This window comes from Corallococcus sp. 4LFB, assembly GCF_046520365.1.
Lineage (GTDB): Bacteria > Myxococcota > Myxococcia > Myxococcales > Myxococcaceae > Corallococcus > Corallococcus caeni.
The window spans coordinates 1-16,587 of the sequence record NZ_JBKGHJ010000153.1 but is presented as its reverse complement, the minus strand read 5'-3'; the positions used below and the strand labels follow the sequence as shown (position 1 = coordinate 16,587).

The following is a 16,587-nucleotide window of genomic DNA, read 5'->3' as shown; positions in this document are numbered from 1 at the left end:
CCGCGGACCTGCGGGACGTGGGCCGGCGCGTGCTGCGGCCGCTGGCCCGGGTGCTGGAGGGCACGCCCACCTTCCCGGACCACCCCGTGGTGCTGCTGGCGGAGGACCTGGCGCCGTCGGACACCGCGAAGCTGGACCCCGCCATGGTGCTGGGCCTGTGCACGGCGAGCGGCGGCACCACGTCGCACACGGCCATCATCGCGCGCTCGCTGGACCTGCCGGCGGTGGTGGCGGTGGGGCCGTCGGTGCTGGACCTGCGCGATGGCCAGCACTGCATCCTGGACGGGGACGCGGGCGTGCTCGTCGTGGGCCCTTCGGAGCGGGACCGGACGAAGGCCGCGCACCAGCGCGAGCGGGTCCGCACGAAGCGCGAGGAGGAGAAGCTGGAGCGCTACCGGCCCGCCATCACGCTCGACGGCAAGCGCGTGGAGGTGGCCGCGAACATCAGCGAGGCCGCGGATGCGCGCAAGGCCGTGGAAGCGGGCGGCGAGGGCGTGGGGCTGATGCGCACGGAGTTCCTCTTCCTCAGGCGCGACGACCCGCCCGGCGAGGAGGAGCAGCTCCACGCGTACCGCACCATGGTGCACGCGCTGAACGGCCTGCCGCTCATCCTGCGCACGCTGGACATCGGCGGGGACAAGCGCGTGCCCTACCTGTCGCTGCCGGCGGAGGAGAACCCGTTCCTCGGCGTGCGCGGCATCCGGCTGTGCTTCGAACGGGAGGACCTGTTCCGCACGCAGCTGCGCGCCATCCTGCGCGCGTCGAAGGAGGGGCCGGTCCGCATCATGTACCCGATGGTGGCGATGCCCGAGGAGCTGGCGAAGGCCCAGGCCATCACCGAGTCCGTGCGCCGCGAGGTCGGCGCGGCGCCGGTGGAGACGGGCATCATGATTGAAGTGCCCTCGGCGGTGATGATGGCGGAGCGGCTGGCGCGCGACGTGTCGTTCTTCTCCATCGGCACCAACGACCTGACGCAGTACGTGCTGGCCATGGACCGGCAGCACCCCGTGCTCGCGCCCCAGGCGGACGGCCTGCACCCGGCCGTGCTGCGCATGGTGGACCTCACGGTGAAGGCGGCGAGGCGGGCGGGCATCTGGGTGGGCGCGTGCGGCGGCATCGCGGGGGACCCGTCCGGCGCGGTGGTGCTGTCCGGCCTGGGCGTCAGGGAGCTGAGCGTGGCCATCCCCAGCATCCCGGCGGTGAAGGCGCTGCTCCGGGGCATCTCCATGGCGGACGCGGAGGGGCTGGCGCGGCTGGCGCTGGAGTGTGGCAACGCCGCCGAGGTGCGCGGCCTGGTGCGCGGCCTGCTGGCCCGCAAGGAAGCGAAGGCATGAGGCCGACGAAGCCGGGCGTGGTGACGGTCACGTTGAACGCGGCCATCGACCAGACGCTGGAGTGTCCGGGGTTCACGGCGGGCGCGGTGAACCGCGTGGTGGCGGAGACGCGCACGGCCGGGGGGAAGGGCATCAACGTGGCGGCGTTCCTCGCGGGAGGTGCCCGGCCGGTGACGGCGGCGGGCTTCCTGGGCACGGACACCGTGCCGCTGTTCGAGGCGCTGTTCCGCGAGCGCGGCATCCAGGACCACTGCCTCCGGCTGCCCGGCTCCAGCCGCGTGAACATCAAGGTCGTGGACCGCACGAGCGGCGCGGTGACGGACCTGAACCTGCCCGGCCTGCGCGTGCCGGAGGAGGCGCTGGCCGCGCTGCTGGCGACGCTGGATGCCTTGGCGGAGGACCACGGCTGCTTCGTGCTGTCGGGCAGCGTGCCGGCGGGAGTGCCCGCGTCCATCTACGCCACGTTGACGGAGCGCCTGCGAGCGAAGGGAGCCCTGGTCGCGGTCGATACCAGCGGAGAGCCCCTGCGCCACGCGGTGGCCGCGAAGCCGGACTTCGTGAAGCCGAACGCGCACGAGCTGGGCGAACTGGTGGAGCACCCGCTGAGGAACCCGGGCGACATGGCGCGCGCCGCGAGGGAGCTGCACGCGGGAGGCATCGGGCTGGTGGTGGTGTCGCTGGGCGCGGACGGCGCGCTGTTCGTCTCGGACGACGGCGCGTGGCGGGCGCTGCCGCCGCCCGTGGAGGTGGCGAGCACCGTGGGCGCGGGCGACGCGCTGGTGGCGGGAGTGCTGGCGGCGAGGCTGGACGGCCACGACCTGGAGACCTGCGCGAGGAGGAGCACGGCCTTCGCGGCGGGGAAGCTCGCGAGGGTGGGCCCGGTGCCCCCGGCGCCGGAGCGGGTGGCGGAGCTGGTCCACGCGGTGCGGATGCACCCGCTGGGCACGGCCTGAGAGACAGCGGCACGACAAGGACGTGCTGGCGCTCGTCGTGCTCGAGCAGCCCCTGACGGACGCGGGCTGACTAGCACCCGCGGGGCAGGTGCACGCGGAAGGTGGTGCCCGCCTCCGCCGTGGACGCCACCTCCACCTCGCCGCCGTGCGCGCGGACGATTTGATTCACGATGAAGAGGCCCAGCCCCACGCTGCGGTGCTCGCTGCCCTCGGTGGTGCCCCGGGTCATCGGCTCGAAGAGCACGGGCAGCAGCGCCGGCGGGATGGGCGTCCCCGCGTTCGTCACCGCCAGCACCACCTCGCGCTCGTCGCCGCGCGCCTCCACCCGGATGTGCGCGCCCGGAGCGCTGTACTGCACGGCGTTGGTGAGCAGGTTGGTCAGCACCTGCGCGATGCGGTCCGGGTCCCACTTCCCGCGCCCGTTGCCCTCGCACACCAGGTCCAGCGCGCGTCCCTGCGCGGTGAGCCGCACCTCGTCCACCACCTGCTCGGCGACTTCATGCAGGTCCATGGGCTGGGGCTTCACCGGCAGGGGCATGCCCGTGCGCACGTGGGTGAAGTCCAGCAGGTCGCGGATGAGCCGGTTCGCCCGGTCCGACGAGTCGAGGATGCGCCGCAGCCCCCGCCGGGCCCGGTCATCCAGGTCCGTCCTGCGCATCAGCGTCGCCGCCGCCAGCGAGATGGCGTTGAGCGGGTTGCGCAGGTCGTGGCTGACGATGCCCATCAGCTGCTCGCGCAGGACCGACGTCTCGTGGGCGCCCAGCAGCTGCGAGTCGCGGTCGGAGAGCACCTCCTCCTGCTCCAGCTGGTGGCCCACCAGGTCGCCCAGGTGGCGGAAGATCTCCAGCGTGTCGTCGGTCAGGTCCGAGGGCCTCGAATCCAGCGCGCACATCACGCCGAAGAAGTCCCCGTTGCGCCGGTACAGCGGCACCGCGATGTAGCTCTCCACGTTGTAGAGCTTCGGCGCGGGGTGGTCCTGGAAGCGCGGGTCCTGGCTCGCCTGGTTCACCCGCAGCGGCGTGCCCAGGTTCCGCACGGTGTTGCAGAACGTGGTGCCGACGGCCAGCGTGTCCCCGGGCTTCAGCCCGAAGCCCATCTCGTCCAGCACCGCGCAGCACGTCCACGACTCCGGCGTCACGCGCGCCACCACCGCCAGGCGCAGCCCCGTGGTCCGCGCCAGCACCCGCAGCACCGTCTTCACCGCTTCGATGCGCCCCACGGCCTCCACATCCGCGGAGAGCGAAGCCGGGGGGCGGATCCGCGCGTTCGCGGGCTGGGAAGGGCTCATGGATTTCCTCACGCCCGAGTCTATCCAGCACGTCCCGGTGATGCCCGTGGACTTCGGTCCAGGGTGGCGCGCACCCGCTCGCGGACTACGCCGGGCCACCGGCCGTGCGGCCCTCGAGCTTCTCGATGGCCGCGCGCACGGCGGGGGGCACCGGCACCTTCTCGTGCGTCGTGTAGCGCAGCGTCACGATGATGGAGCCGCCGCGCGTGTAGAGGACGCCGTCGTCCGCGCCCGCCACCGCGTGCTCGAAGGTGATGGAGGAGTTGCCCACCCGCGTGACGCGCGCGCCCGCCACCAGGTTCACCGGGAACACCACCGGCTTGAGGTAGTCCGCGTGCGTGTTCGCCAGGATGGGGCCCACGCCGTCCGCCGTCGTCATCTCGGCCCCCGCGCCGGACGGCCCCACCAGCCCGATGCGGGCCAGGTACGCGATGCGCGCGGACTCGAACCAGGTGAACGTGCGGGCGTTGTTCACGTGCCCGAACGCGTCCATCTCGCTCCAGTGCACGGGGAAGGGCACGACGACGGGGAAGTCCTTCAGGGGAGCATTCGACATGCCCCCAGGCTCTCAGGGACCGTCCCGCCAGGGAACGGAAACCACGCCTGCCTGCCCTCCAGGAGCCCCGGGCAGGCATGCTAAGCCAGGGGTCCATGGCTCTCCGGTCCACACTGGCGCCGCCCGCCCTCCCGTCCCTTCCCTCCGCCGTCCGGGGTCCCCGCGATGGCCGGTGAGCCCCTGCGCCCTGAAGCGGAGCGCCCCTACGACGCGCCCGCGCCCTGGGAGGAGCAGGGCCCCACGCCCCCGCCGCAGGTGGTGCGCGAGCGAGGCAGCGCCACCGCCACCAAGCCCCAGAAGCACGCGGACATGGTGCGCTGGCTGCACCCCACGCAGGTGCTGCGTACGGGCCTGGACGCGGTGGTGGCCACGGTGTTCGGCGCGCGAGCGGACCACCGGCTCATCGAAGCGGTGGTGCGTCCGCAGCAGCCCTACTTCGACTACTCGGAGGAGAGCGGCGCGGACGGCGACTTCTGGCTCGACTACGTCTCCGACATCGGCGACGGCTGGGACTCCACCTACGCGGTGGCGCGCCTGCTGGCGCTCCCGGAGCTGCGGCTCCCGGAGGAGGACGGCAGGACGGCCCACGTCACGCCGCGAGGCCGCGTCCTGGTGTTCGGCGGGGATGAGGTCTACCCGGGCGCCAGCCGCGAGACGTACGAGGAGCGCACGGTGCAGCCCTACGAGGCCGCCATGCGCCGCTCGCAGGCGCCCCACCCGGACCTGTTCGTCATCCCGGGCAACCACGACTGGTACGACGGCCTGTCCGCCTTCATGCGGCTGTTCTGCGCGCAGCGCTGGGTGGCCGGGCGCCGCACGAAGCAGAGCCGCAGCTACTTCGCGCTGAAGCTGCCGAAGAACTGGTGGCTCATCGGCACGGACGTGCAGCTCAACAGCGACATCGACGTGCCGCAGGTGGAGTACTTCCGCCACGTCGCGGAGCAGATGGGCCCCGACGACCGCGTCATCCTCTGCAACGCGGAGCCCGCGTGGGTGCTGGCGGCGGCCGCGCGGCGCGCCAAGGGCAGCTACCTGGAGAACAACCTGGAGTACCTGGAGGAGAAGGTGCTCGGGCGGCGCATCGCTGTCTTCCTCGCGGGCGACCTGCACCACTACCGCCGGCACGAGGACGACACCGGCCAGCACCGCATCACCGCGGGCGGCGGCGGCGCCTTCATGCACCCCACGCACGCGCCCGCGGCGCCCGTGCTGCGCGACGGCTCCACGCTGCGCAAGAGCTTCCCGGACGAGGCCACGTCGCGGAAGCTGGCGCGCAAGAACCTGTTGCTCATCCGGTACAGCCCGCTGTTCGGGCTCATCACCGGCCTGTGGTACCTGCTGCTCGCGCTGGCGGCCTACGCGGAGGTGGGCTCGCTGGGCCTGTCCCGCCTGCCGGAGGTGGTGACGGCGGTGGCCAACAGCATGGTCAACCGGCCGTGGACGCTCATCCTGGGGATGGTGACGGTGGGCGGCCTCGCGGGGCTGGCGGACGCGGCGCTCGGGAAGTGGCGGGCGCTGCTGGGCAGCCTGCACGGCGCGGCGCACATCCTGGCGGCGTTCTTCATCGCCTGGGGGGGCACGTACTTGACGGTGAGCAAGCTGGGCGTGTGTCCGGTGCTGACGCCGGATGGCGCGCACTGCGCGGACGGCTGGCTGCACCTCGCGGGCAAGTTCTTCTTCTCCAGCGCGTTCACCTTTGTGGGGGGGTTCCTCGTGGGCCCGTTCATCACGGGCGTGTACCTCTGGCTGAGCGTGAACTTCTTCGGCGCGCACTCCAACGAGGCCTTCGGGTCGCTGGCGCTGCCGGACTGGAAGAACTTCCTGCGCATGCGCATCGGGAAGGACGGGGCGCTGACCATCTACCCCGTGGGCCTGGAGCGCGTGCCGCGCAAGTGGAAGCCCACCGGCGCGGGGCCCATGTCGCCCGCGTTCGACCCGGACGACCCCCGCGCCACCGAGCCGTTCCTCATCGAGCCGCCCATCCGCGTCTGCCGCTGACGCTACCCCGGCCGAGCGCGCCGCGAAGGGCGCGCCCGGGACCGGAAGACTACCGGTGGTCCACGGTCTCGTTGGACAGCGACACCGTCTTCGCCGTGCTCGTCACGAGCACCTGGTCGATGTCCTGGGCCGCGCCCGCGCTCGGAGCGTCCGAGATCAGCACCAGTTCATCCCCCACGACGATCTCCGGAGCCGCCATGGCGGAGTCTCCCACCGAGTAGCCGTTGAAGGGCGACGTGAAGGAGTGGCTGGCGTAAGGGTACTTGCCGTTGCCGAGCACCCACTGGTCGTTGCCCGCCCCGTGTCGGCACGGGATGTTGCAATAGGCGCACGCGATGGGTCCCTGGCCACACATCGACATGCACAGATCGAAGCGCAGGATGGTGCAGGACGGCTTGCCAAAACCCGCGATGGACCGGGCCCCCACGCTGCCGCTGGGCAGTCCGCTCGCGAAGGCCACGAGCCTGCCCTCCAGGAACACCATCGCCGAGTAGGTGGTCGGCTTGCCGTCCGCGTCCACGAAGCTCGCCGCGAACTCCTGCCCTTCGGCCGTGTCCGTGACGGTGGAGGTGGAGACCACCTTGCCCCCCGAGAGGTGCGTCTTGACGGTCGTCTCCTTCTCCTCGCCGGAGGGCTCGTAGCGCAGCCCCGCGCTCCAGCCCATGACGTGCCCGGCGTCCACGGTCACGCCGTCCTTGCCGGACGCATCGCGGGACGCGGCGAGCAGCTCGTTGCCCTCCACCACCAGCTTCGCGCCGCCCGCGGCGCAGTGCTTCATGCCCGCGAACTGGACACAGTCCTCCGCATGCGCCTGCGCGAACGGAAGGGCCAGGACGCACAGCGTGGCGAGACCAGAAGGGACAAGACGGCGGAACAGACGCATGCGGGGGGCTCCTGACAGGTTCCGGGGGAAATCCCAGGAAGACGGTCAGCGCCTGCCTTCATCCGACATGCCAACGATTCTCCGTGAACCTGGGAAAGCCCATCCCAGGCAGGAGCACGGTGCCCGGAGTGAACCTGTGACCTCGGGTGTCACAGCCGCAGGCGGTTCTGTGACCCGCGGGGCTACAGGTCCCTGGGAGGCCGCGCCGCGTCCTCCACGAGCGGCGCGATGCCGGGCTGCTTGCGGGTGAGCGCCACGTAGTCCTGGAGGGCCGCGTCCAGGCCCACGTCGCGCTTCGCGCGCTCGGACAGGAACCACTTGTGCTCCAGCACCTGGCAGTAGAGCTCCGCGGTGTCCGCCGCGCGGCCCAGGTCCTTCTGCAGGCGTGACAGCGTGGGGTGGTAGCGCTCGTCCAGCCAGCGGAACGCGGCCACGCTCAGGGGCACGCTGCGGTCCAGCTTGCGCGTGAGCGTGGCCTTCATCTCCTGCATCTCGTTGAGCAGCAGGCTCGCCTGGCGCTCCTCCGCGACGATGCCGGTGAGCGTGTGCAGCTGGTGCCGGTGGTACTCGCGGTCCGTGACGATGGTGCGCATGCGCAGCTGGCTGCCCTCCCCGCTCGCCAGCAGCTCCACCTCGCCCACGGAGAAGCCCAGGTCGTTGAGCGTGCGGATCCGCTCGTGGATGCGGTAGCTCTCGTGCGGCTGGAGGATGAGCTCGCGGTTGATCTCCGCCCACAGCCGCTCGTAGCGCTGGCGGATGCTGGCCGCGGTCTCCTGCCAGGCCTCCAGCTCCTGGGGCAGCTCCTCCGCCAGCTCCACGCGAGCGGCCAGGTCCGCCAGGCCTCCGGCGACGTTCTCCTCCATGATTTGCAGGTCCAGCTCGCGCTGGCCGGCGGAGAGCTGTTCATGCAGCTCGGACGTCTCCGCGTCCACCGCGTACGCCTGCAGCTCGCCCGCGTCGCGGCGGAAGAGCACGTTGGACAGCGAGCAGTCCCCCCAGAAGAAGCCGCCCAGGTGCAGCCGCACCAGCAGGCCCGCCATCGCGTCCAGGAGCCGTGAGCGGTAGCGCTCCAGGCCCTGGTGCATGAACAGCGCGCGGTACGGCAGCGACGACGCGAGGTATTGGGTGATGAGCAGCCCGGGCCGGTCGCCGGGCGCGGACTCCAGCCCCTCTTCCGTCTGCACGGCCAGGCCCACGGGACACACCGACGGCAGGCGGCGGTCCTCCAGGCCGCGCAGCAGGTCGTACTCGCGCTGCGCCACGCGCGCGGGGGTCTCCTTGAAGGCGTAGATGGTGGCGCCGTAGCTGACGAAGACGACGACGTGCCGGGACAGGCCGCGCGGCACCTCCACCACGCGCGGTGAGCGCTCCGTCCACGCCTCCAGCGGCAGCTCCCAAGGCAGGTCGAGGAAGTCCGGGTGCCCCTGCCGGATATGCAGGGAGTGGAGGCGGCGTGCGGGGTGGGACATGGCGGCCACAAGCCTACTGTCCGGGTGAGCGCGCGGCATCCAGGCCCCGGGCTGGCCCGCGTGGAACGTTCGCTGTTAGAGGGAGGAGCCATGCGCCCCCTCCGCGGACTCTCCCTCTGCGGCGCGGCCCTGCTGTCGGCCTGCGCCGGTTCCTCGCCTTCGCCCGCTGTCACTCCGCCCACGTCCGGAAACATCACGCTCGCCGCGCCCGCGGGAGACGCGTGGTACCGGGGCGCGGTGTTCTACGAGGTGTTCGTGCGCAGCTTCCAGGACTCCAACGGCGACGGCGTGGGGGACCTGCCAGGGCTCATCTCGCGGCTGGACTACCTGAACGACGGCGACCCGGCGACGACGGACGACCTGGGCGTGGACGCGCTGTGGCTGATGCCGGTGTTCGCGTCGCCCAGCTACCACGGCTACGACGTGGTGGACTACGAGCGCATCCAGACGGCGTACGGCTCGCTGGAGGATTTGCAGCGGCTGTGTGACGAGGCGCACCGCCGGGGCATGCGCGTCATCCTCGACTTCGTCATCAACCACACCAGCGCGTCGCATCCGTGGTTCGTGGACTCGGCGTCCTCGGCGCAGTCGGCGAAGCGGGACTGGTACCAGTGGCGGACGAACAACCCGGCGTGGGCGCAGCCGTGGGACACGTACTCGCAGACCAACACGTGGCATCAGCAGGACACGGGCTGGTACTACGGCGTCTTCTGGGGCGGCATGCCGGACCTCAACTTCCAGACGCCCGCGGTGCGCGAGGAGGTGAAGCGCCTGGCGACGCTGTGGCTCCAGCGCGGCGTGGACGGCTTCCGGCTGGACGCCGCGCGCTACCTCATCGAGACGGGCGGCGGCGTGGGGCAGGCGGACACGCCGGAGACGCACGCGTTCTGGAAGGAGTTCTCCGCGCACGTGCGGTCGGTGAAGCCGGACGCGGTGCTGGTGGGTGAGAACTGGAGCGAGACGCCGTCGGTGGCGAAGTACTACGGCTCCACGGCGACGGTGCCGGGCGGGGACGAGCTGCCGCTCAACTTCAACTTCCCCCTGTCCGCGCGAGTGATTGAGGGCATCAACGCGGGCAACGGCGGGGGCGTGGCGTCGAAGCTGCTGGAGATGAAGAACCACTATCCGGCCGGCGTGGCGGACGCGCCCTTCCTCACCAACCACGACATGGTGCGGCTGGCGACGCAGTTCACGAACGACGGGGCGAAGCTGGGGCTCGCGGCGTCGGTGTTGCTGACGCTGCCGGGCGCGCCGTTCCTCTACTACGGAGAAGAGGTGGGCCTGGGGAACGGCAACGCCAACAACGACGAGTCCAAGCGCACGCCGATGCCGTGGACGGCCGCCGCGGGGGGCGGCTTCACCACGGGGTCGCCCTGGTACGGCTTCTCCAGCGGCCGGGAGACGGCGAACGTGGAGGCGCAGCGGAGCAACCCGGGGTCGCTGCTGTCGCGCTACCGGAACCTCATCCACGCGCGTCAGGCTTCGGAGGCGCTGCGCAACGGAGGCCTGCGGCTGCTCACGCCGACGACGGGCGTGTCGCGCTCGCTGGCGTTCGTGAGGACGCTGGGAGACGAGCAGGTGCTGGTGGTCCACAACTTCTCCACCGGGCAGGAGTCCGTGGGGCCGTTCGACGTGGAGGCCACGACGGCGGAGCCGCTGTTCCTGGACAACGGCGTGACGCCGCTCGCGGGTGGGTCGGGAGCGTGGAAGACGAGCGTGCCGGCCCGCTCCACGGGCATCTGGCGGCTGCGTTAGCTGACGGCGGGCTGGCGCCAGGAGCGGGAGAGGTGGCCTTCTCCCGCTTCGTTGAAGCGGCGGATCAGTTCGGCCGCCGCACCCTTGCCCTGGCGGAGCAGCCACTTGAGCTCCGCGGGCATCAGCGCCTTCACGGTGAGGAGCCGGACCTCGCCCCCGGGAAGCGCGAAGCGCGAGGGTAGCGAGTCCGTCTCCATGCCGATGAGCACGGCCACGCGGCCCTCGGGGGTGACGAGGGTTTCGGGCATGCCCACTCCGTCCACCTCCATGGACAGCGTGCCGTTGGCCAGGGAGACACGGAGCTTCTCGAGCTCGGCGACCTCGTAGGCGACGCGTTCGAGGAGGTGCACCGGCCAGCTCTTCCACACCTCCCCGAGCGGCTCCGGGGTCTCGATGGCGAGCTCCAGGCCGAAGCCCGCGGTGGGGTGGTCCAGGATGTCGTTGAACGGGTCGGACAGGCCGTCAGTGACGATGAGCATGCCGCCATCAGGACGGCGCATGGCCTTCCAGCCCTGTCGTTTTCCGGGCCAAGGCCCGCCCACGACAGGAGGGATGTAGAGGTCATCCGCCATGTCGCCAAGCCCTCGCCATATGGAATGACGGGCGATGCGAGCCTGGTCCCACAGGTCACCGCGCTTCTTCGTCTCCGCACGCCGCACAGGATCGAAGGTCGTGGGACCGGTAACGGGTTCGAACACGGCGCCCGTGATGCCCGCGCGCTCCATCGCGGCCTTTATGTCCTCGGAGACGATGAGAGCGACCCTCCATTCGGAGGGACGGAACACCTTGGCATCACCCACCTTCGATGGGTCGATGCGCATGTCTGAGATGGAGAAAAGCTTCCCAACCTTCTCGGGAATCCCATCCTCCTCGGACCAGTAGTCCACCTCCGCGGAAGCCTCGGTGTCGATGCATGTGAATTTACGAAGGGCGTTGAGGATGAAGTACGGCCCTGCGCGGTCGTCGACCTCGACGGGAATCAACTCCACGTCAGTGGGAGCCAGCTCTTGGAACAGGGCGGCCAGCTTTGCATTGACCACCGGAGTACCGAACGCCGCGTGGGAGTAATCAAGGGATTCTCCCTCCATATCCAGCGGAAGCTTGATCTGCCCCTTGAAGTGGGCGGGTTCCCCCACACTGAATTGCCAGGGGTCGTCGAGTTCTTGCCGCTGATCATCAAGCGGATGCCCCAAGCACCAGCACCCTTCTGCCACATGTTCGGAAAGGTCGAAGTACTTCGTCGCCATGGACGACTCTCCTCTGTCACTCCACGCCGGTAACCCATCGATTCAGATCCGTCCCTTCCTTTTGGATCTGATTCGCGAGCCTTTGCAGCGCTCTCGTCAATGAGACGCGGCAGTCTTGCATGGTTCTGCATTGTGCCGTCGCATCCTTCAGCTCCTTGAGAACCTTCTTGTGGTACGCCTCTGGGTGAGGTCCTCGGTGTCCCGGGACGCGAACCTTGTTCGCCGGGTCATCGAGCGACATCCCCGCCTTGTCGAAGATCTTCTGGAACTTTGGCGACCAAGGGCCACCGCGATTCGTGGCACTCCACCACTTGTTGGAAGCGATGTGGTGCTCATGGCCCTCCGCATCCGCGCCACTCGCGACGGGCCCCTTGTCGTCCCGCGCGGACATGGCCACGGCATTCGGTGCCAGCACCAGGGTGACAACGCCCTCGGAAGACACGGCCGCGGACTCCACCTGCGCCGCCGCGCCCAGCCGGAAGCCCCCCATCTCCGCGGCCACCAGGGAGGCCTGCCCTGAACCCGGGAGCGTCGCGACCTTCGCCGCGAACGTCTCCGCCGTGCTGCCCACCGCCGCCAGCGCCAGCATCACGAAGGCCCGCGCGGCGTTCTTCCCCATCACCTCGCCGTACTCCTCCCCCACGTCTCGAAGCTCATCGAACGTCCGGGCCACCCGCGCCTGTTCGGACAGCTCGATCCAGCCCTGGATGAGGTTCCACACCGTGTCGATGCCCAGGTAGGCGATGAGGACCACCGTCATCGTCGCCGCGATGCCCTTTGACACAGGCTCCGGCATCAGCCACAGCGCCAGGTACACCGTCCCCGTCGCGACGATGGTCGTGAGCACCGCGCGCTGATCCGTCATCCCCACCAGCGCGTCCGACGTCTCGTCCCACACCGAGTCCAACGCGATGGCGAATGCCAGCGAACGCCGCCCGTCCTCATCCAGCGTGGCTCCAGCCTCCAGCAACTGGAGACAGTCCCCCGGTGTCTGCTTGCGCTGGCACCACCGCCCATAGGCGCTCGCCAGCTCCCGGTCCGCGTCATCCACCAGCAGCCGCGCACGCGTCGGCTCCTCCACGGAGACCAGCCCCAGGCGCCCGCGCACGTGGGCATACGCCTTCGTGGAGAACGAGCCCGCGAACTGCCGGTACGCCGCCTCGCGAGGATGCGGGGACACCGGCGCGTCCTCCGCTAGCGTCCGCACCGCCTCCGCGAACGCGTCCTCCTCCAGAGGCTCGGGCGCGACCTCCGCCCCAGGCACATGGACGACCGGCGCCCCACGCCCCGTCTTCAGCCGGACGCCGCGCGTCGCTGAACACCCCGTGCCCAGCAGCAACAGCAGCACCACGACCGCCCAGCTCCGACACGAGGACATGGAGACCTCCAGGGCATCCATCCTCGGCCGCGCGGGCTCACCGCAACCAGGACCTCCCGAGCACCGCGCGGGAGCCCTCCATCACGGGGCGGGCGACGACGGACCCACGCTCCCCGCGTCCACGGCAGGCGCGTCCACGGGCGCCCCGGCGTCCTCCACCGTGCCCGCATCCGGAGCCACGGCCGCCGGCACCACGGACTTCCCCGACGGAACCACCAGGTCCCACGCCGGCTTCGTGGCCCCCAGCACCGCCTCCTGCGTGGTGCCCGGCGCCACCAGCAGATCCACCACCGGCGACTGCGACGGGTCTCCCTTGCGCCCGCCCCCGAAGCGGTCGTTGTACGGCTCCCCCGCCATGATGCCCATGGCCATGAGCTGCTGATTCGCGGTCGTGTCCCCGCCAAATATCCCGCCCAGGGACACGCGCCGCTCGAGCGTCGCGCCCGTCACCGCGACGCCGTAGCCCCAGTCCGCGCTCGCGTGCGCGCCGAGGAAGCGGTCCGGCACCGTGAACATCACCGTGCGCCCGCTCACCTGGATGATCGTGGGGAAGAACACCCGCGCCTCCAGCTCCTGCTCCACGGCCGCGTTCAGCTCCGACTCCACCTTGCCGCCAATCCCGCCCGACTTCTTCTCGTACGCGTCCAGCGCCACCTGCCGCCAGCGCTTGCGCAGCGCCTCGCGCGCCTCGTACGGCCGCGGCGTCAGCACCACCGCCTTCTCCCACCCCGAGTCCGCCGCCAGCGTGAGCCCCCGCCCCGGCAGCGTGTCCGTGCGGCCGGAGCCCGGCTTGCGGTCCTGGTCCACGTACAGGTCCACGTTGAACGTGTAGAAGCCGTGCCGCGCGCGCTCCGCGACCGTCGCGCCCTCCAGGTCCACCGACTGCGCGCGCGAGGGCCTCGCGATGGGGCGCGCGAACGTCACCTCGAACCGCGTCGCCTCGCCGTCCGCGAACGCCGCCATCGACACCACGTCCAGGTCCCCGGGCCCCAGGTCCGTCCGGCGCGGGTACACCAGCTCGCCGTCGCCGTGGTCGTCCCCCACGGGGTCCGTCAGCCGGAACAGCAGCGCGTCCTCGCGCGTCCTGCCGCCGGAACACGCGGCCAGGGTGGAGGCGAGCAGGAGCGCGGACACGCGGGAACGCACGAACATGGAGGGGCACCTCATGCACGAAGGAACGGCCCGTCAGGTGTACCGCGCGGTGCCCCAAACGCAAGGAGCCCGGAGTGCCTTCACAGGCGCCCCGGGCTCCTCCTCTCGTCAACCGTGGGCCCCGCCCGAAGCGGAGCGCGCGGTGACTAGAACTGCGCCTTCATGAACGCCTTGACGCGCATGTGGTCGAAGTTGCGCTCCTCCAGGCTGTTCCAACCGCCGTTGCGGTTGGTGAAGCCGCGCGAACCCACCGCCACGCCGTGGTCGGCCGCGATGGTGTCGTCCGCGTACTGCACCACGTAGCCGTCGCCGAAGTCGGGACGGAAGGTGCCGAACGCGTACTGGCCCTCCAGGCCGAACTCCACGCCGGACAGGATGTAGCGCGCCTTCACCAGCACCTGGTTCTTGTTGTGCTTGCCGGACGCCATCTCGTGGTTGTTGTACGCCTGGAACGCCGTGTTGCCGTCCAGCAGGTCCGCGAAGAACTTGGAGTAGCTGGCGGACACGTACAGGTCGTCCGTGAACTGGTAGCCCGCGCCGGCCGTGAACGTCGTGTAGTCCAGCAGGCGGTCGTCGTCGCCGATGTTGTCGAACGGCTTGAACTGGTAGCCCGTCTCACCCTGGCTGTTCGTGATGACGTCCGGGTTGCGGTAGAGGTCGGAGGTGCTGTTGCCGGGGCTGTACTCGTTGACGAGCGTGTTGTCGCACGCCACGCCGCCGCCCGCGCACGCGCCGGACTGGAACGGCAGGAAGCGCGGGTCGTTCAGGCGCTTGTCCGTCTCGTGGATGTACTTGAACTTGCCGAACACATCGATGCCCTTCAGCACGTCCACCACGTACTTGGCGCGCAGCGCGACCAGGTGCGTCTTCTTGTCCTGGAAGGGCTGGTAGGCCGTGCGGAAGTTGTGGCCCACGCCGGAGTCCAGCTCCGTGCCGGGGTACGTGGTGTTGTTCAGCGACTCCTGGTCGTTGCCGTACGCCTGCCAGTTGGTGTTGTAGGTGATGAAGGAATACTCACCGCCCAGCTCCAGCGCGCCGTTGGTGTAGACCGGGTTCGCCGTCACGCCCTTCCAACCAATGGCCGTCTCCGCCATGGGCTCGTCGAAGTCCGTGAAGTCGTTGTCCACGTTGATGGTCGCGACCTGCTGGGCCTCGCTCGTCCAGCCGCCGTAGCCAATGCGGGTGGGGTTGCCCTTGTAGATGCCGTAGGACGCGTTGGACGGGCCGGGGAACGCGAAGCTGCCGTCGTGACCTTCCGTGAGCAGCACGTCCGCCTCGCGGCGGCTGGCCATCACCGCCACGTAGTCCGCGCCAATGCTGAACAGCTGGAAGTTGAAGGACAGGCCCACGTCCAGCGGGTCGTTGAGGGACGCGTTCAGCATGTACGTCTGGTCCGTGTGGTGGCCCGCCAGCACCGCGCTGTAGCCGCCGATGCCGCCGAAGTTCGCCGGCGACAGCACGGGGTCCGCGTTGGAGTAGGACGTGTACACCGCGCCGCGCACGTCCAGCCACGAGCCCATGTGCAGGCCCGCCTTCAGGCCGCCCACGCCGTTGCGGTAGCGCGGCGTCAGGTCGCGGCCGTCGTCGAAGTTGTTGTCCTCCGCGTTGACCTCCTGGTCGTTCGCGTACTGGAAGATGCCGCCCACGTCGAAGAGCTCGGAGGCGGTGTACTTCGCCTGGAAGCCGTAGGCCGCGTCACGCGCGTGGAAGGCGCCCGTGCTGAAGTTCGGGCCGGCCCAGAGGCGGGGCAGCGAGATGCGCGCCGCGTCCCAGGTGAGCTTCCGGTCGAAGTTGGAGCCCTGCAGCAGGATGGCCGCCGCGTTGTCGCGGTCGATGTAGCGCACCCGGCCGATGACGAACGGGTCGAACTGGCCCAGGTCCGTCGCGCCGATGAGCGCCGAGTCGATGAGGTAGCCCGGGCGCAGCGTCACGGACATGCCGCGCAGCTTGATGTACTGGTTGGAGCGCGGGTCGAACTCGCCGCAGTCGCCCGCGGTGCAGTTCGTCGGCGGGTTGCGGCCGCCGAAGCCGCCGAAGTTCGTCCAGAAGTTCTGGTTGAAGCGGCTGTGGATGCGGCCGTTGACCTCCACCTGCGGGGAGATCTTCGCGTTCAGCAGGAGCTCCAGCTCCGTGCCGATGCCGTTGTCGCCGTAGCCCTCACCGGGCACCGTCGTGAAGTTGTAGAGCGCGCCCTGGTCGCGCTGCGTGCCCCAGAGGTACTTCGTATAGGTCGTGCCGCCAATGGTGAGCTTGGGGCCGCTGTCCTGCGCCATGGCCGCCCCGGGAATGAGGCCGACCGCCACGGTGAGCGCACACGCTCCCCGCACCACGTTCTTGCGATTCTTCATGATGTCCGGAAAACCCTTGTCGAAAGCTTTGAACCAGAGGGGGGTCATCCCCTCTCCCGGGCCGCCGCGGGGTCACCACGGCAGCCCTCCCCGTCTTGCATCAAACCTTGAAACGGACTGTTTTGAACAGTCCACCACCGACTACTTCGTCGGCGTGGCCGTCGTCGGCGCCGGGGCGACCGTCGTTCCAGCCGGAGCGGCCGGCGTGGGCGCCGGGGCCGGGGCC

The 16,587-nt window shown here is 70.3% G+C and carries 12 protein-coding genes; 4 read left to right on the top strand and 8 right to left on the bottom strand.

Going from position 1 to position 16,587, the window contains the following annotated elements:
- Both ptsP and pfkB read left to right on the top strand, forming a co-directional pair.
- A partial coding sequence (ptsP, locus tag ACLEQD_RS18175) for a phosphoenolpyruvate--protein phosphotransferase (RefSeq protein WP_410385584.1) occupies positions 1–1,334 on the top strand: 1,334 nt, incomplete at its 5' end.
- Positions 1,331–2,287 (top strand): 1-phosphofructokinase, encoded by a 957-nt coding sequence (gene pfkB, locus ACLEQD_RS18170; RefSeq protein WP_410385583.1) that lies wholly within the window; start codon positions 1,331–1,333, stop codon positions 2,285–2,287. The genes ptsP and pfkB, both read left to right, overlap by 4 nt.
- Before the next feature lie 70 nt (positions 2,288–2,357).
- Here pfkB and ACLEQD_RS18165 read toward each other — a convergent pair whose 3' ends face one another.
- Both ACLEQD_RS18165 and ACLEQD_RS18160 read right to left on the bottom strand, forming a co-directional pair.
- Positions 2,358–3,575 carry an ATP-binding protein gene (locus tag ACLEQD_RS18165; protein WP_410385582.1) on the bottom strand — a complete coding sequence of 406 codons (1,218 nt, stop codon included), beginning with the start codon at positions 3,573–3,575 and terminating at the stop codon, positions 2,358–2,360.
- Between the two features lie 85 nt (positions 3,576–3,660).
- The gene (locus ACLEQD_RS18160; RefSeq protein WP_410385581.1) at positions 3,661–4,131 is read right to left on the bottom strand and encodes an acyl-CoA thioesterase; all 471 of its coding nucleotides are present in this window, start codon (positions 4,129–4,131) and stop codon (positions 3,661–3,663) included.
- A gap of 165 nt (positions 4,132–4,296) precedes the next feature.
- On the opposite strand from ACLEQD_RS18160, the gene ACLEQD_RS18155 reads away from it, so the two are divergent.
- The gene (locus ACLEQD_RS18155) at positions 4,297–6,129 is read left to right on the top strand and encodes a metallophosphoesterase (RefSeq protein ID WP_410385580.1); all 1,833 of its coding nucleotides are present in this window, start codon (positions 4,297–4,299) and stop codon (positions 6,127–6,129) included.
- A 49-nt stretch (positions 6,130–6,178) separates the two neighbouring features.
- Here the strand turns inward: ACLEQD_RS18155 and ACLEQD_RS18150 are convergent, their stop codons facing one another.
- Both ACLEQD_RS18150 and ACLEQD_RS18145 read right to left on the bottom strand, forming a co-directional pair.
- Positions 6,179–7,012 (bottom strand): hypothetical protein, encoded by an 834-nt coding sequence (locus tag ACLEQD_RS18150; protein ID WP_410385579.1) that lies wholly within the window; start codon positions 7,010–7,012, stop codon positions 6,179–6,181.
- A 182-nt stretch (positions 7,013–7,194) separates the two neighbouring features.
- Positions 7,195–8,481 carry a DUF4032 domain-containing protein gene (locus ACLEQD_RS18145; protein ID WP_410385578.1) on the bottom strand — a complete coding sequence of 429 codons (1,287 nt, stop codon included), beginning with the start codon at positions 8,479–8,481 and terminating at the stop codon, positions 7,195–7,197.
- A 90-nt stretch (positions 8,482–8,571) separates the two neighbouring features.
- On the opposite strand from ACLEQD_RS18145, the gene ACLEQD_RS18140 reads away from it, so the two are divergent.
- The gene (locus ACLEQD_RS18140; protein WP_410385577.1) at positions 8,572–10,236 is read left to right on the top strand and encodes an alpha-amylase family glycosyl hydrolase; all 1,665 of its coding nucleotides are present in this window, start codon (positions 8,572–8,574) and stop codon (positions 10,234–10,236) included.
- On the opposite strand, the gene ACLEQD_RS18135 is transcribed toward ACLEQD_RS18140, so the two are convergent.
- The 4 genes from ACLEQD_RS18135 to ACLEQD_RS18120 form a co-directional block, all read right to left on the bottom strand.
- The gene (locus tag ACLEQD_RS18135; RefSeq protein WP_410385576.1) at positions 10,233–11,483 is read right to left on the bottom strand and encodes an imm11 family protein; all 1,251 of its coding nucleotides are present in this window, start codon (positions 11,481–11,483) and stop codon (positions 10,233–10,235) included. The genes ACLEQD_RS18140 and ACLEQD_RS18135 overlap by 4 nt on opposite strands.
- Positions 11,484–11,499: 16 nt before the next feature.
- Positions 11,500–12,861: an AHH domain-containing protein gene (locus ACLEQD_RS18130; RefSeq protein WP_410385575.1), complete on the bottom strand. Its 1,362-nt coding sequence runs from the start codon at positions 12,859–12,861 to the stop codon at positions 11,500–11,502.
- A gap of 81 nt (positions 12,862–12,942) precedes the next feature.
- Complete coding sequence (locus ACLEQD_RS18125; protein ID WP_410385574.1) at positions 12,943–14,013, bottom strand: glucodextranase DOMON-like domain-containing protein; 1,071 nt, start codon at positions 14,011–14,013, stop codon at positions 12,943–12,945.
- Between the two features lie 146 nt (positions 14,014–14,159).
- Positions 14,160–16,361 (bottom strand): hypothetical protein, encoded by a 2,202-nt coding sequence (locus ACLEQD_RS18120; RefSeq protein WP_410385573.1) that lies wholly within the window; start codon positions 16,359–16,361, stop codon positions 14,160–14,162.
- Positions 16,362–16,587 lie beyond the last annotated feature (226 nt).

Excerpts from the sequence above, each read along its gene's own strand:
- ACLEQD_RS18150 (WP_410385579.1), bottom strand. The coding sequence starts at position 7,012 with ATGCGTCTGTTCCGCCGTCTTGTCCCTTCTGGTCTCGCCACGCTGTGC.
- ACLEQD_RS18160 (WP_410385581.1), bottom strand. The coding sequence starts at position 4,131 with ATGTCGAATGCTCCCCTGAAGGACTTCCCCGTCGTCGTGCCCTTCCCC.
- ACLEQD_RS18135 (WP_410385576.1), bottom strand. The coding sequence starts at position 11,483 with ATGGCGACGAAGTACTTCGACCTTTCCGAACATGTGGCAGAAGGGTGC.
- ACLEQD_RS18155 (WP_410385580.1), top strand. The coding sequence starts at position 4,297 with ATGGCCGGTGAGCCCCTGCGCCCTGAAGCGGAGCGCCCCTACGACGCG.
- ACLEQD_RS18120 (WP_410385573.1), bottom strand. The coding sequence starts at position 16,361 with ATGAAGAATCGCAAGAACGTGGTGCGGGGAGCGTGTGCGCTCACCGTG.
- ACLEQD_RS18125 (WP_410385574.1), bottom strand. The coding sequence starts at position 14,013 with ATGTTCGTGCGTTCCCGCGTGTCCGCGCTCCTGCTCGCCTCCACCCTG.
- ACLEQD_RS18130 (WP_410385575.1), bottom strand. The coding sequence starts at position 12,861 with ATGTCCTCGTGTCGGAGCTGGGCGGTCGTGGTGCTGCTGTTGCTGCTG.
- ACLEQD_RS18165 (WP_410385582.1), bottom strand. The coding sequence starts at position 3,575 with ATGAGCCCTTCCCAGCCCGCGAACGCGCGGATCCGCCCCCCGGCTTCG.
- ACLEQD_RS18145 (WP_410385578.1), bottom strand. The coding sequence starts at position 8,481 with ATGTCCCACCCCGCACGCCGCCTCCACTCCCTGCATATCCGGCAGGGG.
- pfkB (WP_410385583.1), top strand. The coding sequence starts at position 1,331 with ATGAGGCCGACGAAGCCGGGCGTGGTGACGGTCACGTTGAACGCGGCC.
- ACLEQD_RS18140 (WP_410385577.1), top strand. The coding sequence starts at position 8,572 with ATGCGCCCCCTCCGCGGACTCTCCCTCTGCGGCGCGGCCCTGCTGTCG.